Source organism: Moraxella nasovis (assembly GCF_022701215.1).
In the GTDB taxonomy this organism is placed as follows: domain Bacteria; phylum Pseudomonadota; class Gammaproteobacteria; order Pseudomonadales; family Moraxellaceae; genus Moraxella; species Moraxella nasovis.
Genome location: NZ_CP089976.1, coordinates 753,390 through 776,682, shown reverse-complemented (window position 1 = coordinate 776,682; position 23,293 = coordinate 753,390). Strand labels below are relative to the sequence as shown.

20 protein-coding genes are annotated in these 23,293 nt (G+C 42.7%); 12 read left to right on the top strand and 8 right to left on the bottom strand.

Annotated elements, in window-relative coordinates; translation table 11 throughout:
* Positions 1-5: 5 nt before the first annotated feature.
* From LU293_RS03850 to LU293_RS03835, 4 genes are all read left to right on the top strand, one after another.
* Positions 6-908, top strand: a complete 903-nt coding sequence (locus tag LU293_RS03850; RefSeq protein WP_242749016.1) for a hydroxymethylglutaryl-CoA lyase — start codon at positions 6-8, stop codon at positions 906-908.
* A 151-nt stretch (positions 909-1,059) separates the two neighbouring features.
* Entirely contained in the window at positions 1,060-1,449 is a 390-nt protein-coding gene (locus tag LU293_RS03845; RefSeq protein WP_242749014.1) for a rhodanese-like domain-containing protein, read from the top strand.
* A 281-nt stretch (positions 1,450-1,730) separates the two neighbouring features.
* The gene (locus tag LU293_RS03840; protein WP_242749012.1) at positions 1,731-2,261 is read left to right on the top strand and encodes a PepSY domain-containing protein; all 531 of its coding nucleotides are present in this window, start codon (positions 1,731-1,733) and stop codon (positions 2,259-2,261) included.
* Between the two features lie 192 nt (positions 2,262-2,453).
* On the top strand, positions 2,454-3,122 hold the full coding sequence (locus tag LU293_RS03835) for a hypothetical protein (RefSeq protein ID WP_242749008.1): 669 nt from the start codon (positions 2,454-2,456) through the stop codon (positions 3,120-3,122).
* Positions 3,123-3,198: 76 nt separating this feature from the next.
* Here LU293_RS03835 and glyS read toward each other — a convergent pair whose 3' ends face one another.
* The 4 genes from glyS to LU293_RS03815 all read right to left on the bottom strand — a co-directional run bounded on the left by glyS (position 3,199) and on the right by LU293_RS03815 (position 7,143).
* Positions 3,199-5,292, bottom strand: coding sequence for a glycine--tRNA ligase subunit beta (glyS, locus tag LU293_RS03830; protein ID WP_242749005.1), 2,094 nt, complete (start codon positions 5,290-5,292; stop codon positions 3,199-3,201).
* A 24-nt stretch (positions 5,293-5,316) separates the two neighbouring features.
* Positions 5,317-5,805 carry a GNAT family N-acetyltransferase gene (locus LU293_RS03825; protein WP_242749002.1) on the bottom strand — a complete coding sequence of 163 codons (489 nt, stop codon included), beginning with the start codon at positions 5,803-5,805 and terminating at the stop codon, positions 5,317-5,319.
* Positions 5,792-6,739 carry a glycine--tRNA ligase subunit alpha gene (gene glyQ, locus LU293_RS03820; RefSeq protein ID WP_242748999.1) on the bottom strand — a complete coding sequence of 316 codons (948 nt, stop codon included), beginning with the start codon at positions 6,737-6,739 and terminating at the stop codon, positions 5,792-5,794. Before glyQ ends, LU293_RS03825 begins: the two co-directional genes overlap by 14 nt.
* Before the next feature lie 167 nt (positions 6,740-6,906).
* A complete protein-coding gene (locus tag LU293_RS03815) occupies positions 6,907-7,143 on the bottom strand; it encodes a PspC domain-containing protein (RefSeq protein ID WP_242748996.1) in 237 nt (78 codons plus the stop codon).
* Positions 7,144-7,241: 98 nt separating this feature from the next.
* Here LU293_RS03815 and nadR point away from each other — a divergent pair, with 98 nt between their 5' ends.
* A complete protein-coding gene (nadR, locus tag LU293_RS03810; protein ID WP_242748993.1) occupies positions 7,242-8,318 on the top strand; it encodes a multifunctional transcriptional regulator/nicotinamide-nucleotide adenylyltransferase/ribosylnicotinamide kinase NadR in 1,077 nt (358 codons plus the stop codon).
* Positions 8,315-9,058: a nicotinamide riboside transporter PnuC gene (gene pnuC / locus LU293_RS03805; RefSeq protein WP_242748991.1), complete on the top strand. Its 744-nt coding sequence runs from the start codon at positions 8,315-8,317 to the stop codon at positions 9,056-9,058. The genes nadR and pnuC overlap by 4 nt, the downstream gene beginning before the upstream one ends.
* Before the next feature lie 30 nt (positions 9,059-9,088).
* On the opposite strand, the gene pgsA is transcribed toward pnuC, so the two are convergent.
* Both pgsA and LU293_RS03795 read right to left on the bottom strand, forming a co-directional pair.
* Entirely contained in the window at positions 9,089-9,754 is a 666-nt protein-coding gene (pgsA, locus tag LU293_RS03800) for a CDP-diacylglycerol--glycerol-3-phosphate 3-phosphatidyltransferase (protein WP_242748988.1), read from the bottom strand.
* A gap of 97 nt (positions 9,755-9,851) precedes the next feature.
* A complete protein-coding gene (locus LU293_RS03795) occupies positions 9,852-11,492 on the bottom strand; it encodes a phosphoethanolamine transferase (RefSeq protein ID WP_242748985.1) in 1,641 nt (546 codons plus the stop codon).
* A gap of 209 nt (positions 11,493-11,701) precedes the next feature.
* Between LU293_RS03795 and LU293_RS03790 the strand changes: the two genes are divergently transcribed.
* Positions 11,702-13,504, top strand: a complete 1,803-nt coding sequence (locus LU293_RS03790; protein WP_242748982.1) for an aminopeptidase P family protein — start codon at positions 11,702-11,704, stop codon at positions 13,502-13,504.
* Between the two features lie 82 nt (positions 13,505-13,586).
* Here the strand turns inward: LU293_RS03790 and LU293_RS03785 are convergent, their stop codons facing one another.
* Together LU293_RS03785 and LU293_RS03780 are read right to left on the bottom strand one after the other, a co-directional pair.
* The gene (locus tag LU293_RS03785) at positions 13,587-15,011 is read right to left on the bottom strand and encodes an anthranilate synthase component I family protein (protein ID WP_242748979.1); all 1,425 of its coding nucleotides are present in this window, start codon (positions 15,009-15,011) and stop codon (positions 13,587-13,589) included.
* Between the two features lie 120 nt (positions 15,012-15,131).
* Positions 15,132-16,364 carry a beta-ketoacyl-ACP synthase II gene (locus tag LU293_RS03780; RefSeq protein WP_242748976.1) on the bottom strand — a complete coding sequence of 411 codons (1,233 nt, stop codon included), beginning with the start codon at positions 16,362-16,364 and terminating at the stop codon, positions 15,132-15,134.
* Between the two features lie 251 nt (positions 16,365-16,615).
* On the opposite strand from LU293_RS03780, the gene LU293_RS03775 reads away from it, so the two are divergent.
* From LU293_RS03775 to tuf, 5 genes are all read left to right on the top strand, one after another.
* On the top strand, positions 16,616-18,547 hold the full coding sequence (locus tag LU293_RS03775; protein WP_242748973.1) for an EcsC family protein: 1,932 nt from the start codon (positions 16,616-16,618) through the stop codon (positions 18,545-18,547).
* Between the two features lie 160 nt (positions 18,548-18,707).
* On the top strand, positions 18,708-19,082 hold the full coding sequence (gene rpsL, locus LU293_RS03770) for a 30S ribosomal protein S12 (protein WP_242748970.1): 375 nt from the start codon (positions 18,708-18,710) through the stop codon (positions 19,080-19,082).
* A 114-nt stretch (positions 19,083-19,196) separates the two neighbouring features.
* Positions 19,197-19,670 (top strand): 30S ribosomal protein S7, encoded by a 474-nt coding sequence (rpsG, locus tag LU293_RS03765; protein ID WP_242748967.1) that lies wholly within the window; start codon positions 19,197-19,199, stop codon positions 19,668-19,670.
* A gap of 135 nt (positions 19,671-19,805) precedes the next feature.
* Entirely contained in the window at positions 19,806-21,932 is a 2,127-nt protein-coding gene (gene fusA / locus LU293_RS03760) for an elongation factor G (protein WP_242748964.1), read from the top strand.
* A gap of 124 nt (positions 21,933-22,056) precedes the next feature.
* On the top strand, positions 22,057-23,247 hold the full coding sequence (tuf, locus tag LU293_RS03755) for an elongation factor Tu (RefSeq protein WP_242746475.1): 1,191 nt from the start codon (positions 22,057-22,059) through the stop codon (positions 23,245-23,247).
* The last annotated feature ends 46 nt before the right edge of the window (positions 23,248-23,293 follow it).

Below are 23,293 nucleotides of genomic sequence, written 5' to 3'. Positions count from 1 at the left end.
GATATATGACGAATGTTAAGATTGTAGAAGTAGGGGCAAGAGATGGTTTACAAAACGAAAAGACGCCCCTAAGTGTCGATGATAAATTGGCATTAATCACAGGTCTGATGGCGGCAAACTTAGTGTATATTGAAGTAGGTTCATGTGTATCACCAAAGTGGGTGCCACAAATGGCGGGTAGTACCAAGGTATTTTCAAAGTTGCCAAAACAATCTAAGACGCAGTTAAGCTTACTTACCCCAAACCTTAGGGGGTTACAAGATGCGTTAGCAGTTGGATGTAAGGATGTGGCGGTTTTTACTGCGGCTACTGACAGTTTTACCCAGCATAACATTAATTGTACGATTGATGAGAGTTTGGCACGCTTTGCAGATATTATTGCTCTTGCTAAAGATCATGATGTGCGTGTGCGTGGCTATGTGTCGTGCATGGTGGATTGTCCTTATGAGGGTGCGGTGTCGCCAAGTCAAGTTGCTCACGTGGCGCGTCGTCTGTATGATTTGGGTTGTGATGAGATTTCTTTGGGAGAGACCATTGGTACAGCAACCCCAAACCGTGTCAAACTTGCATGGCAGGCTTGTCTTGATGAGCTTGATAAGCATGTACTTGCAGGGCATTTTCATAATACTTATGGCATGGCGATTGCAAATGTTTATGCATCGCTTGAACAAGGTATACGAATCTTTGATTCATCTGTGTCAGGATTGGGCGGCTGCCCTTATGCTAAAGGGGCGTCTGGCAATGTCGCTACCGAAGATTTGCACTATTTACTAACTGGAATGGGGTTTCAGACAGGTATCGATATTGATCAGCTGATGAAGGTTAGCCAAATGATTAGTAAAAAGTTAAATCGGGATAATGGATCGCTGTTTACTAAGGCTAGACTGGCACAATGCACCAGTGCTTAATGAATAAAATGATGATTTTGGCTAATCGCCGATGTCATAGTGTGGTAAGGTGATGGCGGTCTATTAGTCACCAAAGCCACTCATGCTTTGCTTGAAATACATACGGTGTTATGCAATAATACCATGCAGATTTTAATTTAAGGAGTTAGCGATGAGATTAATCGCCATTATGGCAGCAAGTGTGGCACTTGTAGCTTGCAGTAACTCAGTGCCAGTTAAGGTGACTGATACATCAGCACCAGTCATCCAAGCACAAGCAGTAACACCTAAAATCAAAGGCACATGGATTGATGTACGCAGCCCACAAGAGTATGCGGAAGGGCATTTACAAGGGGCGACAAACATCACAGTAGAGGATATTGCTGACCAAATACACACCGTTCAGCCCAATAAAGACGCTCAAGTTAATCTGTATTGTCGCAGTGGTCGCCGTGCTGAAGCTGCTCGTGGCATCTTGACACAGCTTGGCTATACCAATGTGGTGAACCACGGTGCTTTTAATGATTTGGCGGAAAAAGGATACCCAGTCGCCCATAAGTAGCTAAAAGCTTAACTTACATAAATCAAGTACGCCAGTTCTGTGATGGGACTGGCTTTTGGTTTTTATAATGTTTATAAGTTTTATCATATTTATAAAAAGTAGCGTTTTGGGTGTGGTTGCAGTTGGCTTTAAATATAAACGAACAATATAAATAGGATTTAACTGCGATGATTTGGCTTGCGTTTTTGCTCAATGTATACAAAAACCTTACAAACTAATAATATACCAGATGGAAAAACATATTATACTAAATGATAAATTTGTAACAAAGGTAAGTATTCATGAAATTTTCAAAGATAACACAATCAGCTCTTTTAGCGTCAATCATTGTAGCAGCTCCGCTAGCAGCATCAGCAGACGACTTGCAGCTAAATCAAAGTGTAGCGACTACCCAAAGTAGTATTTCACTAGCCGATGCTATGAACCTAGCCAAGCGTCATGCACAAGGTACTATCGCTAATGTTAGCTTAGATGATAGCGGTGTCTATGATGTGACGATTTTTTCTAAAAATTACGAACATGAAGTCAGCGTGAATGCCCGTTCAGGTGAGATTCTAAGAACAGAACGTAGCAGTTTAGATCGTAGTGATAAGCGTAAATTGCGTGCTCTAAATTCAGTAAAAATCAAGCAAAACGATGCAGCAGACCGTGCTGTTAAGGCTGTTGGCGGTGGTCAAGCAGTAGAGATTGAATTTGATAAAGAGCGTCGTCTTTGGGTCTATGATGTAAAAGTTGTTAAAAACGGACAACAATATGACGTTCGTATTAATGCCAATACAGGTGCGGTGCTAAAGCAGCAAATTGATTACTAATCAGCCGATAAGTCACTAAAAAGCCAAGGTTGCATGCCTTGGCTTTTTAGTTTTGGGCGGTTAGGATTAAAAAAGACTTACTGTAATGGTAGGTCTTTTTTGTAATTAATTTTATTTAATATGTATAAATTGTTGACAAATCGTTTTTTTTTTGCATTATTATGCCACTTTAAATTATTTATAGGGTTTGATATGAGCAAAGTTCTTAAATTGATATTTTTCATCATTGTTATTGCGGTTATTGTCTCGATGTGTACTGACAATTCCAATGAGCAAAAAGCCAATGTAGAGCCTTCTGAAAAAGAAACGGAAACAACTATCAATAAAGAAGCAAAGGCAAGTGATTATAGTGATAGAGTGGTTTCTATTACCCAAGATGGTTTTCCCAAGATGTATAAAGCATGGGGTAAGCAGTGGGTAGATAAAATCAATGAAACCATGCCCATTGCTATTAATCATGTGGCTAAAAGTGAAAAATGCGATGAGCCTGTTGATATTGGTCTATCCAATGAAAGAAGTGAACCAAGAAAAGCAATGGTGTTTTATGTGGACTGTCAAAATGGTGAACGCTTTTATGTTACTGAACAAGATTTGAAGCAGGATACAATTGTTGGTGCCGAAAGTGAGAAATTAGCTGAGCCATCTGAGTATATTAGACCTTGCATAGAGGGAATTAAGGCTCGTGTAAATTATCCAGCAACTTTTGATGAAAAAACTTTATCAATTCGAGCTTATAAGGGAACTAGTGGCAATGTTGTTGTTAATGTACCATTTACTGCGAAAAATGGTTTTGGGGTCGAAGAAGAACATCAGGCTAGATGTGTTATTGATACTAGAAATAATTTAATTGTTGAGATGTAAGTAGGGTTGATATTGTCAAATCGTTTTGCATACAATTAATAAGGGCGGAAATTTCCACCCTTATTTTTTAAGCAAATCAGCCTTGCAATACCCCAATATCCGCCACACTTAAAAACAGCGTACGCACGTTATTTAAAAGTGCCAAGCGGTTATTTTTTAGATTTTCATCATCGGCATTAACCATCACATTATCAAAAAATGCGGTCAATGGCTCGGCAAGAGCGGTCAAGGCGGTCAATACGCCAACATAATCTGCCTTATCCTGCAAGGGTTTGACGGCGGTCTTGGCAGATTGCACCGCTGTGTAAAGTTGTTGTTCGGCAGGCTCAATCAATAAATCATCATCTACCGCATCGCCTACGTCTCCTGCTTTGGCAAGGATATTGGCGACACGTTTGTTGTTTTCTGCCAATACTTTGGTGTCAGGCAGACTGCGAAATGCCTGCACGGCACGAATGCGTTCATCAAAATCAAGCGGAATCTGTGGATTGATGGCTTGTACTGCCAAAATGGTATCAACGCTTATGCCGTGTTCTGTGTACATGGCACGGTAGCGTGAATTGATAAAATCCATGACGGCACAAAAAGTCTTGTCGGCATCGGCAATCTTGTCGCCATAATTTTTAATGGCATCATTTACCAGACTTGCTAGATTTAATGGCAATTTATTTTCAATCAAAATGCGTAACACACCAATGCTGGCGCGTCTTAGGCTAAATGGGTCTTTTGAGCCTGTCGGTGCTTCATTGATACCAAAAATTCCAACGAGCGTATCTAAGCGGTCGGATAACGCTAAGGCAATACCAATGGGGGTTTGGGGTAGTTTATCGCCTGAGAATTTGGGCAGATACTGCTCACAGATTGCATCGGCAACGCACGCCTTTTCGCCTGATTTGTGGGCATAATATGTCCCTGCCACCCCTTGCAATTCTGGAAATTCGCCCACAAGCGTCGTTGCCAAGTCTGCTTTTGACAGCAAGCCTGCTTGCAGTACATCATCGCTTGCAACCGTCCAGCCATGGGTTGCCATCGTTTCACTGATGAATGTAGATAATTTGGCAATGCGTTCAGATTTATCCCAGATCGTGCCAAGTTTGTCTTGGAACACACGATTTTTTAGCGTTTCGGCAAAGTCTGACAAGGGGCGTTTTTGGTCTTGCAAAAAGAAAAATTCGGCATCTGCCAAGCGTGGACGCACCACTTTTTCATTGCCTGATATGACCTGTGCTTTGTCAAGGCTATCAATATTGCTGACAAAAATAAAGTTTGGCATCAATTTGCCATTTTTATCTGTCAAACAAAAATATTTTTGGTCAGCTTGCATGGTGCTGATTAAGGCTTCTTGGGGGACTGCCAAAAACTTTTCATCAAATCCTGCTTTCATTGCCACAGGGTAGTCCACAAGGGCGGTAACTTCATCAAGCAGTTCGTCAGGCATGATTGCCACCGCACCGATTTCATCGGCTAATTGATGGGTTTGGGCGACAATGTCCGCTTGGCGTTTGTCAAAATCAGCAATCACAAACCGTTCGGCAAGCAATTTTTCATAATTATCCGCATGGTCAATCGTAAAAAATTCTGGGGCATGATGGCGGTGTCCACGAGACTGATTGCCCGTTTTGTGTCCTTGAATGTGTGCAGGGATAATCTTATCATCACTCATCAGCACCACCCATTTGACAGGACGCACAAATTCATTTTTGTCGCTACCTGAACGCATACGCTTGGCGATTGGTAGGTCGTCTAGGGCTTTTTGGATCAGGGTGGGGATTAGCTCTGCGACTTTTTCGCCTTTGATGGTGAGTGTGTAGGCGATGTATTCGCCTTTTTTATCGGATACTCGTGTTAAATCATCTTTGGTTAAATTTAGTCCGCTTGCGTTCAAGCCCTGCAAAAAGCCTGCCCCTGCACGAGTAAGATTGCCATCATCGTCAAAGGCTGTCTTGACACTTGGGCCTTTTTTGGTCTCGGTGCGGTCAGGCTGATACTCGCCCACGCCTGTGATAGACAGGGCAAGACGGCGTGGGGCACAGAATGCTTTGATGTCGTCAAAGGCGATGTTTTGCTCGGTGAGTGCCGTTTTGACATGGTCGGTCAAGGCATTTTGGAGTGTTTTTAAAGATTTTGGTGGCAACTCTTCGCAGCCAAGTTCAAATAAGATTGTGGTCATAAGTTTCTCAATTCATAAAAATATTTATTTAAAGTTTAATCGCCAATATTCGCCCACCAAGCCATCTACCATGTCGTCATGCTGATATACAAAGCCGTATTTGGTAAGTAAATGTTTGGAGATGGCGTTTTGTTTATTTACGGTGGCAAATAGATTGATATTTTTGTCTTTGGCGATGTCAATAAAATGACTGATGATAAAATTGGCAATACCTTTATGCCAAAACTGTGGCAAGATAAAATAGCCAAGCTCCGCTAAATTTTGCTCATATAATTTAAATTTAACAAAACCTGCATATTTATCATGATGATATATTTTAAAATAACCAAAATTATCATGCTCTGTATTACTCATTAACACCGTATCAAAAGCACGTTTAATTTCATCATTATCAATCGCCTTGCCTGTTACCGATTTCATTACCGTCTCATCGCTTAATACTTGATGATACAGATGATAATCTTGGGCGGTGAACTTGGCTAAGCTAATTTTGGCAATTTTAGGTGTTGTCATCTTTTAGCCATCTTGCCAAAGCCTCTGCCTTATGCTTATCGTCCGCCATTGGGAAGCCCAATTTGGCACGAGCTTTGGTATAGCTTGTCGCCACTTTGCGAGCCAATGTCCGCACACGCAGGATAAATCGTTGGCGTTCGGTAACGCTGATTGCCCCACGAGCGTCCAATAGATTAAAGCTGTGCGATGCTTTTAAGACCATCTCATAGGCAGGCAGTGGTAGATTGGCAACCACAAGGCGGTCAGCCTCACTTTCATAAAAATCAAATAACTCAAAGAGCTTATCCACATTGGCGTATTCAAAATTATAGGTGGATTGCTCCACTTCATTTTGATGGAACACATCGCCATAGGTAACTTTACCAAACTCGCCGTCCGTCCACACAAGGTCATACACGCTATCTACGCCTTGGATATACATGGCAAGGCGTTCTAGCCCATAAGTAATCTCGCCTGTAACAGGGAAGCACTCAATGCCACCGACCTGCTGAAAATAGGTAAACTGCGTAACTTCCATGCCGTTGAGCCACACTTCCCAGCCCAAGCCCCACGCACCCAAAGTCGGCGACTCCCAGTTGTCTTCTACAAAACGCACATCATGGGTCAATGTGTCAATGCCCAAGGCATGAAGCGAGCCTAAATACAGCTCTTGAATGTTATCTGGATTGGGTTTTAGTACCACTTGGAATTGATAATAATGTTGTAGGCGGTTGGGATTGTCGCCATAACGCCCATCGGTAGGACGGCGAGACGGCTGAACATATGCACTGTTCCACTTTTCAGGGGTCAAAGCACGCAAAAAGGTGGCGGTATGAAATGTGCCTGCCCCCATTTCCATGTCATAAGGTTGTAGGACGACACAGCCACGGCTTGCCCAATAATTTTGTAGGGTGAGAATGATTTCTTGGAAGGTTAGGAGCTTTTTGGTGGTCATGATACTGCCTTGAAATAAGAAGTTTGCATCATTTTATCACGTTATGGCAGATGAAAAAACCACTAAAATCACGCCATTACAATTAGGGTGATTTTAGCAGTGTGCCTACCTTTATTTGCCTTAAGATGGCGTTGTTTGCATGCTTTGATGTTAAAGCTTAGTATAGGCTAATTAACTTCAAATATTCGGCGATTTTCATAAGAATCAGCGGTGGCGTTTGGCATAATAATCCACAGTATGCAGTAAATTAAAATGCCGGGTACAGCAACGCTTGCACTTGAAATGATGAAAAATGCTAAGCGGGTGATGGTTGGCGACCAACCAAGATATTCAGCGATACCACCCATGACGCCTGCAATCATGCGGTGGTTTTTGGAGCGGTGTAGTTTGGTAAGCTTTGCCATACTGTACTTTCCTCTTGTTTTTATTTTGTGTATAATGTCTTGCTTTGTTATATAAAATAAGGTCAAACCGACCACTTTTCAACATGTAGGATGTAAAAATGACAACAGGATTGTTGATTGGCTATTTTGAACCGCTACACCTAGGGCATTTACAAGACATCAATGTTGCAGCAGGGCAGGTAGATACGCTGCATATCGTAGTGCTAGAGCGTGATGATGGTTCATCAGCGTTTGCTGTGAGCATTGAAGATAAAGCTAGAGCGGTGCAGGTGGCGTGTCAGCATTTTGGCTTTGTCAAGGTGCATACTGCAAAGACTTTAGGTATTGACGTTCGTTCTTGTTGTTATGATGAAGTGGACACTCCATTAACTTTTGATGTACTTAGGCAGCTTATTCATCATTTAAAGCTTGATGATGCCGTGGTGTTTTATCAGCATGATACTCAAGCACCGCTTGATGAGACAGCTTACTCAGATCAGTCTGCTATAGATTTGGCAAGTTTGCATTATAAAATAAAAACTTTGCCACAGACGGCATTTGACAGTAAAACAATCTACGACAACCCCCTTGTAAATTTTCATAGTATTGCACCATCTGCTCGGATAAATTACACCAAAACAATTTGTATCGTCGGGGGTGAAAGCTCGGGTAAGACGACACTTGTGCATAAGCTTGCCAACCACTATGGAGCGACGGTTGCTCTTGAGATGGGTCGCCTTTATGTGCATAGTGATCTAGGCGGCACAGAAGTGGGGCTACAGCTAAGCGATTATGCACTGATTGCTGCTCGCCATGCCAATGCCATTCATCAAGCAACGACGATGGCAACTGCGCCAGTGACTTTTGTGGATACCGATTTTGCGACGACGCAGGCATTTTGTGAAGAATATGAAGGACACACAGATGATGTCGTGGCAGCGTTTGCTATGACTAATCGCATGGATTTGACCATTATGCTGGATAATAACGTGCAATGGGTGGCAGATGGCATGCGTCAGCTTGGCAGCGATCAAGATCGTACACGCTTTGAGAATCGTTTGCTTTTGATGTTTGATCGTTATGACATTACACCACAGATGATCACCCATGACGATTACCATGAGCGATATTTGCAGGCACTGACTATCGTTGATGGCTTTTTATCCCAGTTACTCTCACATAAGGTAAATTCATGAGAATTGCACTTTTAGATAATATCACAGGCTTTGGTGAAAAAGACTGGAGTATGCATTGGATTTTATTGTGGTTCGCTTTAGGTGCGATAGCACTGTTTTTAGGCTTTTTATTGACCACTACCCAGTCAGGACTTGACTGGTTTTATTTGGCGGTGTCGTTGATTGGGCTTTTGTGCGTGGTTGGTCTTAGCTTTCGTAAAAATGTCTTAGGTAACGGCATGGGTATGCTTGCCACGGCAGGAGAAGTGATCGTACAAGGCACATCAGGAGCGGTAGGTTTAATGCTTGCTCCTTTATTTAACTTTTTTACCCATGTCTATGGCGTGTATTATTGGCGAAAAAACACCGATGCTGATGGCGAGATGATTCCAAAATCAGCCAACAAATATGTTTGGGTTACGACGATCATTTTTGTTGCAGTAGGGCTTTTGCTATTTCCTGTGATCAATGACTGGCTCATTGCTCGTGGTTATGGGGTGATTGAAGATGATGGTAGCCGTTTTTTTGGTGTGAGTTTTTTTGCCATCAATGTGGTGGCGTTCGTGCTGTCTATCACCGCCCAAGTCATGATGATTTTACGGTATTCGTTTAACTGGTGGATTTGGATTGCGGTAAACGGTGTTTGGCTGATTGTTAATCTTATGTCGGGCAATTACATATTCGCCATTCAGACGATGGTATATCAGGTGAATGCCATTGTTGGGCTTTATGGATGGTATCGCAGCGAGCATCTAAGATGATAAAAATGGGCGATGATTTGCCCATTTTTTTTAATCTTGTTTTAGGTAAGGCCATGCTGCCTTTAGGTAAATCATCATTGACCAAAGTGTTAAAATCACTGCCACAATCATCAGTACATAGCCGATGGTTTCTAACATTTGCCAGTTTAAAAGTAGTACAGTAATGGCGATCATCTGAAAGGTGGTCTTAAGCTTGCCCACATAGCTGACAGCAACGCTTGTGCGATTGCCAAGCTCTGCCATCCATTCACGCAAGGCAGATACAGCTATCTCTCTTGAAATAATAACGATGGCACTAATTGCCATGACGATATTGGCATGCCACTGTACTAGGATGATTAAGGCTGCCGCTACCATCAGCTTATCTGCCACAGGATCTAAGAAGCGTCCAAATGCAGAGCTTAGGTTCATCTTACGAGCCAAATACCCATCAAGCCAATCTGTTACTGCTGCTAAAACAAATAAAAAAGTCAGCAAAAAATGCCGCAGCATGCTATCACTGTACTCAAGCATACCAAGGCGTGCGATGGCATTATCACTAATGGCAGGCAAGCCAATGCCTAAGGCAGGCGGCCAGTATGCAATCAGAATGAACAGTGGTATCATCACAATGCGAGCGATGGTTAAGTTATTTGGTAAAGTAAAAATCGTCTTATCAGACGTATGACTTTGTATGGGTGGTGTTTTCTTTTCCATGATGGGGTGAAATCAAAAAATTACCATATGATACCTTAATCAGCTAGACTTTGGCAAAATATTTTAAAGTTTGGCTAATCGGTTGACTGCCATGTGTCTATTTTTGGCACATGGCGATGATGTCAAGTTTTTTATCATACAGTGAGAACGATTTGTCCATATCACTCATGCCAATCACAGTATGGTAGAAGTTGTCATGAGAAAAATGCTGCTCATCACTGATGGTTTTTAGGCAGTGCTTATCTATCCTTTTTGATTGATAAAACGCGTCATTTGCCCAAAATATCATCGGTACATGCGTCTGATGTTCTGGTGCGACTGCATAAGGTGTGCCGTGCAGGTAGATGCCATTTTCGCCAAGCGATTCACCGTGGTCCGAGACGTAGATTAAGCTTGATTTGATGCCGTCTTGAGCTTGTAAGTAGTTGATGGCTTTATCTAAGATGTAATCAACATATAAGATGGTGTTATCATAAGTGTTCACCAATTCTTCATTATTGCAAGTGTTGATTTTACTGGTTTTGCAAGTCGGTGTGAATTTATTAAACTCTTTTGGATAGCGTTCAAAATAGGTCGGACCGTGGCTGCCAATGGTATGTAGCACAATGACGGTGTCCTTATCTGTACGACCCATGATATCGTCTAAGTTATGAAATAAAATCTCATCTTGGCATTCGCCATCGTGGCATAGCCCATCGATGTTTAAGGCGGTGACATTGTCATTGGGGATGCGGTTACAGACGTCTTTGCAGCCAGAATCGTTATCTTGCCAGTTGGCATAAATACCCGCTCGTTGCATGATGTCCATAAGATTATCAGTAAAAGGGGCATCACCTATATTAAAGCTATCTTTTGGTAGGTGCGAGAACATACATGGCACAGAATAGGCGGTAGACGTACCACAGCTGATGGTGTTTTTAAAGTTAATGACATCATCTCTTGCGGCAAGCTTTGGTGTGGTTTGGCGAGCGTAGCCACTAAGCCCCCAGTTGGCAGCCCGTGTCGTTTCGCCCACGACCAGCACGGTGACGTTTCTAAGGTCGTCCGTTTTTTGTAATTTGGCATCTAGTCCGATGGTCTCAAAAGGGCGATTGGCATTTCGGCGTATTTTATAATGCTTGACACCTGTTGCGATGAAGTTGCTTGGAACGATGAGATTTTTAGTTTCTCGGTGATTTCTAAAAAATGACGCATAGTCTTGGTAAAATAATGCAGCGATCAATCCAGTCAAACCTATGCCAATGCAGATCGCCAGCAGACGAAAGGCGATTTCTTTGATGATTGGGCGGTAGATGATTTTTGTTTTTAGGTACAAAACGCTTGGCACGATACCAAAGATAACAATCCACGCCAAGTAGGGTAAGGTTATTAGTCTACTGCTCTCAGCTGGCGTGGTCTGTAAGACGTTGGTCAGCATATCATAATCAAAATACACCCCAAAAAATAGCGATTGATAGCTAATGGCTGCTGATATGGTTAGCAAAATGGGTATGATGATTTTATGGATGATTGGCAAGCCAATAACGCTAAATATCGCCCATAGCAAGCCAAAGATAAATACTGGCAGGCTAAATAAAAAAGCACCCGCAGAACCTTCATGATGAGCGATATTAAAGACTTTTTGATAAAAGGGAAAGTTTAATAGGCTAAAATATAATGAAACTAGCCCAAAAAGCCATATAGAGTACATTTTAGGGCGAAAGCGGCGATAAGACTGACGGTTAAGAGTGTATCTCATGGTGGTATCGTGGCTAAAATTTTGTAATATTATAGCATGAAAAATCTAAAGTACAGCGATGATTGATTATTGCTTTTTTTTATGGCTTTTAGTAGCCAACACAAGTTATCATAAGGATGACTAAATAGATGGCGGACGATTTTTTTTTGCCATTATTATAAAATGCAAGTAGAATGGCAATAAATACACTTTAATCCTAAGGAAAAATCATGAGTAACTCTAATCTTATCAATCCCCATGCAGATCGCTTGCATCAGCTGCGTGATGTCATGAAGTTGCACGGTATTGATGCCATCATCATTCCATCAAATGATCCACACATGTCAGAGTATTTACCCGAATACTACCAAGGACGTGCATGGCTGTCAGGCTTTACAGGTTCAGTTGGCACGCTTGTTGTTACGCAGAATTTTGCAGGCGTGTGGACAGATAGCCGTTATTGGGTACAAGCCCCAAAACAGCTAAAAGGTACAGGTATTGACCTAATGAAAATGGAGCAAGGCAAGCCTTCGTTTGCTAAGTTTTTAGCAGAGAATTTACCAAATAATGCTACTGTCGCCATTGATGGGTCGGTGCTGTCGGTGGCTGAGTATGATGACTTAAATGAAAAATTTGCCACCAAAGATATTAAGCTATTAACGGATCGTGATTTTTTGGCCAAAATTTGGCAAGACCGTCCAAGCTTGCCTTGTGCTAAGATTTATGAGCATCAGCCTAAGTTTGTGGATATGACAGCCAAAGATAAGCTGGCACAGGTGCGTGAGCAGATGACTGCAAAAGGTGCTAGCCATCATCTTATCTCAAGTTTGGATGATATTGCTTGGCTGACCAATCTGCGTGGGGCAGACGTCAGCTTTAACCCTGTGTTTTTGGCACATTTATTGATTGGGCATAAGTCTGTGACATTGTTTGTCCACCAAGATAAGCTAAATGATGCTGCTAAGGCCGCCTTAGATGGTGCAGGCATTGATGTATTAGATTATGATGATGTTCAAGCCAAGATTGCCAAGCTAGATGACTCCTTGCTGTTTGATCCTGCAAAGGTGGCTGTTAGCACGATAGAAAAACTGCCAAGTTTAGTAAAGCGTATTCAAGCGGTAAACCCAAGCACCATCTTAAAGGCGGTGAAGTCAGATGCTGATATCGCCCACATTAAGGATGCTATGAGAGCAGACGGTGCTGCACTGTGTGAATTTTTTGTGAAGCTTGAGCATAAGTTGGCAGCAGGCGAGCGTGTCAGCGAACTTGATATTGATGCTATGCTGCTTGAAGCACGCAGTCGCCAGCCTTATTTTGTCAGCCCAAGCTTTGATACGATCGCAGGATTTTGCAGTAATGGAGCGGTTGTGCATTATAAGGCAACCAAAGATAGTTTTGGTTACTTAGATGGCGATGGATTACTACTGATAGATTCTGGGGCTCAGTATGAAAATGGTACAACCGACATCACTCGCATGGCGGCGGTAGGCTGTATTTCAGATGAAGAAAAAAAAGACATTACTTATGTGCTAAAGGCTCATATTGCTTTGGCAAAGGCACATTTCCCTGCTAACATTCCTTCAATGCAGCTGGATGTTTTAGCCAGAAATCAGCTTTGGCAACATGGCTTAGACTATGGTCATGGCACAGGGCATGGCGTGGGTTATTTTATGAATGTTCACGAAGGTCCACAAGTTATTAGTAGGACTGCAGCACCCACCCCTGAACGCATTATGGTTAAAGGCATGATAACCAGTAATGAGCCTGGTCTGTACCGCACAGGTCAATGGGGCGTGCGATTAGAAAATCTTGTGTTGTGCGTGCCAGCGTGCCAGACGGAATACGGCGAGTTTTTAAAGTTTGAGAATCTAACGCTTTGTCCTTTTGATACTCGTTTGATTTTATCAAATCTTTTAACCCAAGAAGAAAAAGATTGGTTAAATGACTACCACCAAAAGGTTCGTGATGAATTAAGCGGGTTGGTTGATGGCGATGCCAAAGCGTGGCTTATAGAACGCACTAAAGCAATTTAGATGATCTTTTATCATTGATTAAATGAAAAACGAGTGCGTTATCGGTTATGATTGCACTCGTTTTATTATCGGCGTATTTAACTTAAGTGTTAAACGATTCATGCTTTAATAAATCAATGATTTTACCCACTTTATCAAAACATTCTTGGTATTCAGCATTGACGTCTGAGCAAATGGTGATGCCACCACCTGCCCAAAGCTCAACCACTCCTTGAAAGCTTTGAAGTGTGCGAATAAGCACGTTCCATTGACCTGTGCCATCAAAATTTAGATAACCTAATGTGCCACAATAAGCACCACGCTGTGTGCTTTCTAGCTCATGGATAATCTCACAAGCCCGTTTTTTGGGAGCACCTGTGATAGAGCCTGCAGGTAGACTGCCTAGCAAAACACTGATAGGGTGGCTATCAGGTTTTAGGACGGCGGTGATGGTGCTGACCATGTGATGAACGTTTGTAAAGCTTTCAATGGCAAATTTAATCGGTGTCTTAACCTGTCCGACTTTTGCATATTTACCCAAATCGTTACGCAATAAATCGACAATCATTAAGTTTTCGCTGATGTCTTTTTCGCTACTTGCTAATTCTGCTTTTAGACGTTCATCTGTCGCTTGGTTGTTGTGGCGTGGGCGTGTGCCTTTGATAGGCTTAGTGGTGATATGACAAGCATTATTTTGACGATAAAAAGTAAAGAACAGCTCAGGCGATACCGATAATAGCTCAAATCCATCAATGCACATAAACCCTGAAAAAGGTGCGTTCATCGCTTGATGCAGATGTGGCAGATGTAAGTGTAAATTATCCGCTAAGCCTTGCCAGCACTGGGTTAGGTTAATTTGATAAGCATCGCCTGACAGTAAGTAATCTTGGGTTTTATAAAAGGCGGTATGGTAGTCGTTTCGTTGCCATTTTGGGCTTAGGCCGATGGCGGTTTTTGGCGGTAGTATTTTGGTGAGAAGCTGAGTAATTTTTTGAGAAATTGTATCAAAGAACACTTGATTATCACCCCAAAAATTTACCAAAAATCCATCATCTGCTTGTGTAATCATCACATCATAATGCCCAAAAAACCCCGCCAATTGGTCATGCTTAAGGCAAATGTTTGGGTTTAGGGTGTTTGCTGAGAGGTCATAACCCATAAAGCCCATCAGACCGTGGTGGTATTTTGGGCTATCGCTTATATCTGTGGGATTTGCATAAGCTTCATAATAGCTGATAAGCTGTGCTTCTAGGGTCGCTTGGTTGCCAAAGCTTGTATTGGTGCTGTACTCTGTGATTTTATCACTTTGACGGGTGGCTTTTTTGATATAAAGTGGCACTGCTTGAGAAGTTTGTTGGCAGGCGTGCTTAGCATTTGGGTAAATTTTCCACGCAGTTTTTGGCAAGATGCCGACGACAGGGTGTCCGTTATTTTGTAAAAAGCAGACTTGCCAGCAGATATCATCATGAGCAAAAAGAGCAGCTAATGTTGTAAGGTTAAATGTGCTTGGAATGAAAGTGGTTTGCATGATGTAAACTTTAATTTGCTTAAAAAAGGTAAATTTTAAAGTAAAATTACCAAAAACATAAAGCCCTAAATGTAATCGCTTGGATTATAGTTAGGGCTTGGGAGCTTTGAACTAATTGAGCTAGTCGGTGAATTTTTTAATGACTAAGGCAGCATTTGTCCCCCCAAAACCAAAGCTATTTGTCATAATGCTGTTGAGCTTGGTGTCGCGAGTCTGGGTAACGATGTCGAATTTTGTAGCATTTTCGTCCATATCTTTAATGTTGATGCTTGGAGCGATGAAGTCATTGTTTAGCATAAGTAAGCAATAAATGAATTCTTGAACACCCACAGCTCCCAAGCTATGCCCTGTCATGGATTTGGTTGAGCTTATCGGCGGGGTTTTATCTGCACCGCCAAAGACATCGGCGATGGCGTTAAGCTCGGTGACATCACCAAGTGGCGTACTTGTGCCGTGGCTATTAATATAATCTACGGTATCAAGCCCTGCTTGTGTTAGAGCAATCTTCATACAGCGAGTTGCACCCTCACCGCTTGGTGCGACCATTTCTGCCCCGTCAGACGTTGCTCCGTAGCCGACCACTTCAGCTAAGATGGTCGCCCCACGAGCTTGGGCGTGTTCTAGGCTTTCAACGACAACCATACCGCCACCCCCTGCGATGATAAAGCCGTCACGTGTTGAGTCATAAGGGCGACTGGCTGTCTGCGGGGTATCGTTATACTGCGTACTCATCGCACCCATCGCATCAAACATACAAGACTGGGTCCAATGCTCGCTTTCTGCGCCGCCTGCCAGTACGATATCTGCTTTACCAAGTGCAATTAGTTCCATAGCATTGCCGATACAGTGGCTTGAAGTGGCACAGGCACTAGACACAGAGTAACTAATGCCTTGAATTTTTAGCCCTGTTGCTAAAGCCGCTGAGACGGTACTGCTCATGATTTTTGGCACAGCCATAGCCCCTACGCCACGCAAGCCTTTTTCACGCATCGCATCAACTGCACCCACCACGTCAGATGTCGATGCTCCACCAGAGCCTGCCACGACAGCAACTCGTGGGTTATTACCAACTTCTTCTAGGGATAAGCCTGCATGTTGAATGGCTTGTAGGGCACTGATGTAGGCATATAGACTGGCATCACTCATAAAGCGTTTTAGCTTACGGTCAATGCCTGTCATGTCTAAGGTATCTTTATCAATACTGCCTGATACGCATGACTTAAAGCCATGATTAGCATAGCTTTCGTTAAAGCGGATGCCAGATTTTCCTTCAATTAAGGATTGCTTAACACTGCCTAAATCATTGCCAATGCATGAGACGATGCCTGCACCTGTGATGACCACTCTTTTCATAATAAAGTCCATGTTGTGTTTACAGTTGTATCTTAATATTGTAACAAATTATCTTATAAAAAAGGGGAAATTTTAAACGTTTACTCAAAAAATTTAAGCAATAATTTAAGCAATCATGTATAAACGGTGTATAAATTGTTACATTTTTAGCTTACAATGGTAGTGATTATCATTTTATGGTAAATATAGCTGGTAAGAACCTATAGAATATGATAGGCTAGGATGTCTGGCAATATTAATTGGAGAACATGATGTCAAACACAAAAAATACCGATCAAGATTTCGCCCAAAGCTTACAAAACGACGAGAATATCGACGTAATCGCAGAAGTGGATATTGAAAATAAAGCAGTTCAGGACGTATTTGTGGTAAAAAATACCGCAAGCCAAGATAATGACCAAACGTCAGGGTCACAAGATGCTAAAGAAGCGGTGAAACAGACTGCTAAAGACGCTAAACAAACCGCTAAAGAAACCTTAGATAACACCAAAGCAGATGCTAAGCAATCGGCTAAAGATGTCGCAAAAGACGCAAAAGATGCTCTTGATGGTGCTAAAGAATCTGTTAAGGATACGGTTAAAGATACTGCCGATCAGGCAAAACAAAAAGCTAAAGACGTTGCTCAAAAAGCCGAAGATGCTGTAGAAAATGTTAAGGCAGATGCCAAGCAAGCTGCTGATACTGCCAAGCAAGCCGTTCAAGATGCTGCTACTAACACTAAAAACACGGCTCAAGAAGTGCTTGACAGTGGTAAGGCAAAAGTTGAAGAAGGCGTTGAGAAACTTGACGAAATCAAACAGCAGGCAGCTGAAGCCATCACAGATAAAAAAGACGAGCTAGCCCAAAAGGCAGATGATTTGACAGAGCAAGGCAAAGGCTTTGCTAAAGATGCCTTGGCAAAAGCTGATGAACTAAAAACTGAAGCGGTGCAACGCCTAAAAGACAGCACAACCGAAGCTAAAGAACGTTTAGTCAATGTAAAAGACGAAGCCAAAGCTGCGTTTGACAATGTGCTAGAAACTGCCAAAACTAAGCTTGATGACCTAAAAAGTCAAGCAGATGACCAGCTAGAAAGCGGCAAAGAGTCTGCTAAGGATGCTTTGCAGCAACTTGATGAAAAAACGCATGCTACTGAGTATGTAGAACAAGCCAAATCAGCTATCCAAGGTCTGCAAGATGACGCTAAAAAGTTACAAGATGATGTTCAAAATGCCGCCCAGAAGGCGAGCGAGTCGGCAGCAGCTTATGAGCAGGAAGGTAAATCAGGCTTTGCATTTAATCTAACGAAGCTTGGTGCTTACTTAGGTGGTCTGTATGGTGTAGACCAAAAAGAAGCATATCAAGGCATCGACTTAAATCAGCATGAATTTAAAGACAGTGCATTTTATAAGCAAGGTACGCATATTGCAGGGCAGTTGTTCGGCTCTAAAGTTGCTACAGCCCAAAAGCTGGTTACGAAAGTTGTGCCACAATCTAAATTTGACCGTTTAGCACAAAGTATATTTGACAAGCTGGCTGATTGGGCAGGTTCTTGGGCAACTAAAGATTTATCAAAAGACAGTCGTTTTCATCGTCTAGGACAGCTGACCGATCGTGAACGTGATGATTTTGCTCACGAAATCGCTAACCAAAACCGTGCTTTAGCGGCACTTGGCGGTGCGACTGGAGTGGCAGGTTTAATCGGTGTTATCCTAGATAGTGCTTGGCTATTACTTGTGTCATTGAAGTCGGTATATCAAATTGCTGCTATCTATGACAAGCCATTAACTGGCCGAGATGGTGCAAAATTAGCCTATGGCGTATTGTCTGGTGCAGGTCTTGAAAAACTTCAAGAAAAGCAAATCATATTGACAGCGTTGGCGTTAGCAAAAAGTGTGATTAGCCATGCTGACCAGACTGATGTGGCAACTGAGCTTAAGAAAGTGGGTAGTCAGTTTTCATCAGCACAGCTTTATACTAAGCAATTAGATGACCTAGCACAGTTTGTCAATTTAGATAAGCTAAATAACGGTTTGCTTGGTGCGATTTTGCCATTAGCATCTGTGGCTGTTGGCGTGCATTATAATAATGAGCTGATTAATGAAGTGCTTGGTACAGCCAAAGCAACTTTTAGACCTGAACGTCCAAAATTGCTTGTTGCACCCATTGAAGCTGGCAAAGATGATACTGCCACTGACGAATAAACAGTAGTTTTAAAGATAAAACATCAAGGGTGATGATGTTGCCCTTGATTTTTATTGTGCTAGGACATATAATATATTGCCCTTAATGGGATAAGTACGTCTTTTTGACATAAAAATTGATGTCACAGGACGATTTTTTAATCAACGGGAGAGAGTGCCTATGGCAACTACAAACCAGCTAATCCGCAAGGGTCGCAAAACAATCACGGAAAAGTCAAAAGTTCCTGCATTGAAAGCGTGCCCACAGCGTCGTGGCGTGTGTACTCGTGTTTACACCACCACACCAAAAAAACCAAACTCAGCCATGCGTAAAGTGTGCCGTGTTCGTTTGACTTCAGGTTTTGAAGTGTCAAGCTACATCGGCGGTGAAGGACATAACCTTCAAGAGCATAGCGTTGTACTAATCCGTGGTGGTCGTGTAAAAGACTTACCAGGTGTTCGTTATCATACCGTTCGTGGAGCGTTAGACTGTGCAGGCGTGAAAGATCGTAAGCAAGGTCGTTCTAAGTACGGTGCTAAGCGTCCTAAGGCATAAGCCTAAGACTTTTTATGCATGAGTAAATCTTTGGTGTGTCAAAGATAGCCATGCAGTAAGGCTGGTTAAACTAGCTTTTAATACCAGATTATCCTGAAGAAATAAGGAACTATTATGCCAAGACGTCGTGTCGTTGCTGCCCGTGAAATCCTACCAGATCCTAAATTTGGCAGCCAAACCATCGCAAAATTCATCAACCACGTAATGGTTGATGGTAAAAAATCAGTCGCAGAAAAAATTGTTTACGGTGCATTACAGACTGTTGCTGAAAAACGCAAAGTTGAAGATCCTGTAGCGTTTTTTGAAGAAGTGCTAGAAAGTGTTCGCCCAACCGTAGAAGTAAAAGCCCGCCGTGTTGGTGGTGCTACTTACCAAGTGCCTATGGAAGTACGTCCCTCCCGTCGTACAGCCCTAGCCATGCGTTGGCTTGCTGACGCTGCTGCTAAGCGTTCAGAAAAATCAATGGCATTACGCCTAGCAGGTGAGTTAAATGACGCCGCCGAAGGCAAAGGCGCTGCTATCAAAAAACGTGATGACGTTCACCGTATGGCAGACGCTAACAAAGCGTTCTCTCACTTTCGCTTCTAATTTGCTTTTGCAATTAAAAGCCGTTTGTCTTGTATGGGTGTATGCTCAGACAAGACAAACAAAATTAGTCTAGTATGAGTTAAATTATGTATCATGCTAGACCCCAATTTAACCCAATTTTTCATAGGAAAAATTATGGCTCGTAAAACCCCCTTAGATAGATACCGTAATATTGGTATCTCAGCTCATATTGATGCTGGTAAAACCACCACCTCTGAACGTATTTTGTTCTACACAGGTAAAAGCCATAAAATCGGTGAAGTGCACGAAGGCGCTGCAACGATGGACTGGATGGAACAAGAGCAAGAGCGTGGTATTACCATCACGTCTGCTGCGACCACTTGCTTTTGGTCAGGTATGTCAGACCAATTCAAAGAACACCGCATTAACCTAATTGACACCCCCGGCCACGTTGACTTCACCATCGAAGTTGAGCGTTCTATGCGTGTGCTTGATGGTGCTTGCATGGTGTATTGTGCCGTTGGCGGCGTACAACCTCAGTCTGAAACTGTATGGCGTCAAGCAAATAAATATAAAGTACCACGTCTAGCGTTCGTAAACAAAATGGACCGTACTGGTGCAAACTTCTTCCGCGTGGTTGAGCAAGTAAAAACCCGTCTAGGCGGTAATCCTGTACCTGTGGTTGTACCAATCGGTGCAGAAGATAGCTTTACTGGTGTTATTGATTTGCTAGAAATGAAATCAATTATCTGGGATGAAGCTTCTCAAGGTATGAAGTTTGAATACGGTGAGATTCCAGCTGATCTAGTAGATGTTGCTGAAGAATGGCGTAACAACATGGTTGAAGCTGCCGCTGAATCTTCAGAAGAATTGATGGATAAATACCTAGAAGAAGGTGATCTATCTCGTGAAGACATCGTTGCTGGTTTGCGTACTCGTACTCTAGCTTGCGAAATCCAGCCAATGCTTTGTGGTACAGCCTTTAAAAACAAAGGTGTGCAGCGTATGCTTGATGCGGTTATTGAATTCTTGCCAGCACCTGTTGACGTTGCAGCTATCGAAGGCGTACTAGACGACAAAGCAGAAACCAAAGCAACTCGTAAATCATCTGATGAAGAACCATTTGCTGCGTTGGCGTTCAAAATCATGAACGACAAATATGTTGGTAACCTAACTTTCGTGCGTGTATACTCAGGTGTTGCCAAACAAGGCGATAGCGTATACAACCCAGTTAAGATGAAGCGTGAGCGTATCGGTCGTATCGTTGAGATGCATGCCAATAGCCAAAACGAAGTTGATGAAGTACGTGCAGGCGATATTGTGGCCTTGGTTGGTCTAAAAGACGTAACCACAGGGGATACATTGTGCGATAATGACAATATCATTACTTTGGAGCGTATGGAATTCCCAGACCCAGTCATCAGCTTAGCAGTAGAGCCAAAAACCAAAGCTGACCAAGAAAAAATGTCTATCGCACTTGGCCGTCTTGCCAAAGAAGACCCTTCATTCCGTGTACGTACTGATGAAGAATCTGGTCAAACCATTATCTCTGGTATGGGCGAATTGCACCTTGATATTATCGTTGACCGCATGAAGCGTGAGTTTGGTGTAGAAGCGAACATCGGTGCACCACAAGTTGCTTATCGTGAAACTATCCGACAAACGGTTGAAGTTGAAGGTAAGTTTGTGCGTCAAACAGGTGGTCGTGGTAAGTTTGGTCACGTTTGGCTACGCCTTGAACCGCTTGATCCAGAAGGTGAAGTGGAATACGAATTTGCCGAAGAGATTGTGGGTGGTGTTGTACCAAAAGAATACCACGGTGCAGTTGATAAAGGCATCCAAGAACGCATGAAAAATGGTGTACTTGCAGGCTATCCAGTCGTTAACGTAAAAGCAACGCTTTATGATGGTTCTTACCATGATGTGGACTCTGATGAATTGTCATTTAAGATGGCAGGTTCTATGGCGTTCAAAAAAGGCTTCTTGCAAGCATCTCCTGCACTGCTTGAACCTATCATGAAAGTCGAAGTTGAGACTCCAGAAGACTACATGGGCGATATCATGGGTGACTTAAACCGTCGTCGTGGTATGGTTCAAGGTATGGATGACTTGCCTGGTGGTACTAAGGCAATCCGTGCTGAAGTTCCACTTGCTGAAATGTTTGGCTATGCCACACAAATGCGTTCTATGTCTCAAGGTCGCGCAACTTATTCTATGGAATTTGCAAAATACCAAGAAACACCGAAGAATGTTGCAGATGAGATCATCAAGAAATTCACTGCAAAAGACGACGACGAGTAATTTGTTGTTTGTTTTATCCCATCATCTTGGTTGCTGATGTGTTTTGCAACCAAGATGAATAACTTAATTTTAGTTAATTTGTCTAATATCTGTTGATTTAGACTGTTATAAAAGGAATACTATCATGGCCAAAGCCAAGTTTGAACGTAACAAGCCGCACGTAAACGTAGGCACCATCGGTCACGTTGACCACGGTAAAACCACTCTAACTGCTGCTATCGCAACTGTTGCTGCTAAGCACCACGGCGGTGAAGCAAAAGACTACGCTGCTATTGACTCAGCTCCTGAAGAAAAAGCACGTGGTATCACGATTAACACATCTCACATTGAATATGACACTGCCAATCGTCACTATGCACACGTAGACTGCCCAGGACACGCTGACTATGTTAAAAACATGATCACAGGTGCAGCTCAAATGGACGGTGCTATTCTAGTTGTATCAGCAACTGACGGCCCAATGCCACAAACTCGTGAGCACATCTTGCTATCTCGTCAGGTTGGTGTACCATACATCATGGTATTTATGAACAAGTGCGATATGGTAGATGACGAAGAACTTCTTGAGCTAGTTGAAATGGAAGTGCGTGAACTTCTATCTGACTACGACTTCCCAGGTGATGACACGCCTATCATCAAAGGTTCTGCTCTAGAAGCCCTAAACGGTTCTGACGGCAAATACGGTGAGCCAGCAGTTCTAGAACTATTAGACACACTAGACACTTATATCCCTGAGCCTGAGCGTGACATCGATAAGCCATTCTTAATGCCAATCGAAGACGTATTCTCAATCTCTGGTCGTGGTACTGTTGTAACAGGCCGTGTAGAATCAGGTGTCATCAAAGTTGGTGAAGAGATTGAAATTGTTGGTATCAAACCAACCGCAAAAACGACTTGTACTGGTGTTGAAATGTTCCGTAAACTACTAGACGAAGGTCGTGCAGGCGAAAACTGTGGCGTGCTACTTCGTGGTACTAAGCGTGAAGACGTACAACGTGGTCAAGTACTAGCAAAACCTGGTTCAATCACTCCACACACCAACTTCGACGCTGAAGTGTATGTACTATCAAAAGAAGAAGGTGGTCGTCACACGCCATTTTTAAATGGCTATCGTCCACAGTTCTACTTCCGTACCACTGACGTAACTGGTGCTATCACTCTACAAGAAGGTACTGAAATGGTAATGCCTGGTGATAACGTTGAGATGAGTGTTGAACTTATCCACCCAATCGCTATGGACAAAGGTCTACGCTTCGCTATCCGTGAAGGTGGCCGTACTGTAGGTGCTGGTGTTGTTGCTAATGTTAAGAACTGATCTTAACTTAACTACAAAGCTAAGCAATACAGAACTAAGCTAACAA

What these genes read in the sequence shown, in the direction of transcription:
- LU293_RS03850 (WP_242749016.1), top strand. Translation starts at nt 6, where the DNA reads ATGACGAATGTTAAGATTGTAGAAGTAGGGGCAAGAGATGGTTTACAA.
- LU293_RS03845 (WP_242749014.1), top strand. Translation starts at nt 1,060, where the DNA reads ATGAGATTAATCGCCATTATGGCAGCAAGTGTGGCACTTGTAGCTTGC.
- LU293_RS03840 (WP_242749012.1), top strand. Translation starts at nt 1,731, where the DNA reads ATGAAATTTTCAAAGATAACACAATCAGCTCTTTTAGCGTCAATCATT.
- LU293_RS03835 (WP_242749008.1), top strand. Translation starts at nt 2,454, where the DNA reads ATGAGCAAAGTTCTTAAATTGATATTTTTCATCATTGTTATTGCGGTT.
- glyS (WP_242749005.1), bottom strand. Translation starts at nt 5,292, where the DNA reads ATGACCACAATCTTATTTGAACTTGGCTGCGAAGAGTTGCCACCAAAA.
- LU293_RS03825 (WP_242749002.1), bottom strand. Translation starts at nt 5,805, where the DNA reads ATGACAACACCTAAAATTGCCAAAATTAGCTTAGCCAAGTTCACCGCC.
- glyQ (WP_242748999.1), bottom strand. Translation starts at nt 6,739, where the DNA reads ATGACCACCAAAAAGCTCCTAACCTTCCAAGAAATCATTCTCACCCTA.
- LU293_RS03815 (WP_242748996.1), bottom strand. Translation starts at nt 7,143, where the DNA reads ATGGCAAAGCTTACCAAACTACACCGCTCCAAAAACCACCGCATGATT.
- nadR (WP_242748993.1), top strand. Translation starts at nt 7,242, where the DNA reads ATGACAACAGGATTGTTGATTGGCTATTTTGAACCGCTACACCTAGGG.
- pnuC (WP_242748991.1), top strand. Translation starts at nt 8,315, where the DNA reads ATGAGAATTGCACTTTTAGATAATATCACAGGCTTTGGTGAAAAAGAC.
- pgsA (WP_242748988.1), bottom strand. Translation starts at nt 9,754, where the DNA reads ATGGAAAAGAAAACACCACCCATACAAAGTCATACGTCTGATAAGACG.
- LU293_RS03795 (WP_242748985.1), bottom strand. Translation starts at nt 11,492, where the DNA reads ATGAGATACACTCTTAACCGTCAGTCTTATCGCCGCTTTCGCCCTAAA.
- LU293_RS03790 (WP_242748982.1), top strand. Translation starts at nt 11,702, where the DNA reads ATGAGTAACTCTAATCTTATCAATCCCCATGCAGATCGCTTGCATCAG.
- LU293_RS03785 (WP_242748979.1), bottom strand. Translation starts at nt 15,011, where the DNA reads ATGCAAACCACTTTCATTCCAAGCACATTTAACCTTACAACATTAGCT.
- LU293_RS03780 (WP_242748976.1), bottom strand. Translation starts at nt 16,364, where the DNA reads ATGAAAAGAGTGGTCATCACAGGTGCAGGCATCGTCTCATGCATTGGC.
- LU293_RS03775 (WP_242748973.1), top strand. Translation starts at nt 16,616, where the DNA reads ATGTCAAACACAAAAAATACCGATCAAGATTTCGCCCAAAGCTTACAA.
- rpsL (WP_242748970.1), top strand. Translation starts at nt 18,708, where the DNA reads ATGGCAACTACAAACCAGCTAATCCGCAAGGGTCGCAAAACAATCACG.
- rpsG (WP_242748967.1), top strand. Translation starts at nt 19,197, where the DNA reads ATGCCAAGACGTCGTGTCGTTGCTGCCCGTGAAATCCTACCAGATCCT.
- fusA (WP_242748964.1), top strand. Translation starts at nt 19,806, where the DNA reads ATGGCTCGTAAAACCCCCTTAGATAGATACCGTAATATTGGTATCTCA.
- tuf (WP_242746475.1), top strand. Translation starts at nt 22,057, where the DNA reads ATGGCCAAAGCCAAGTTTGAACGTAACAAGCCGCACGTAAACGTAGGC.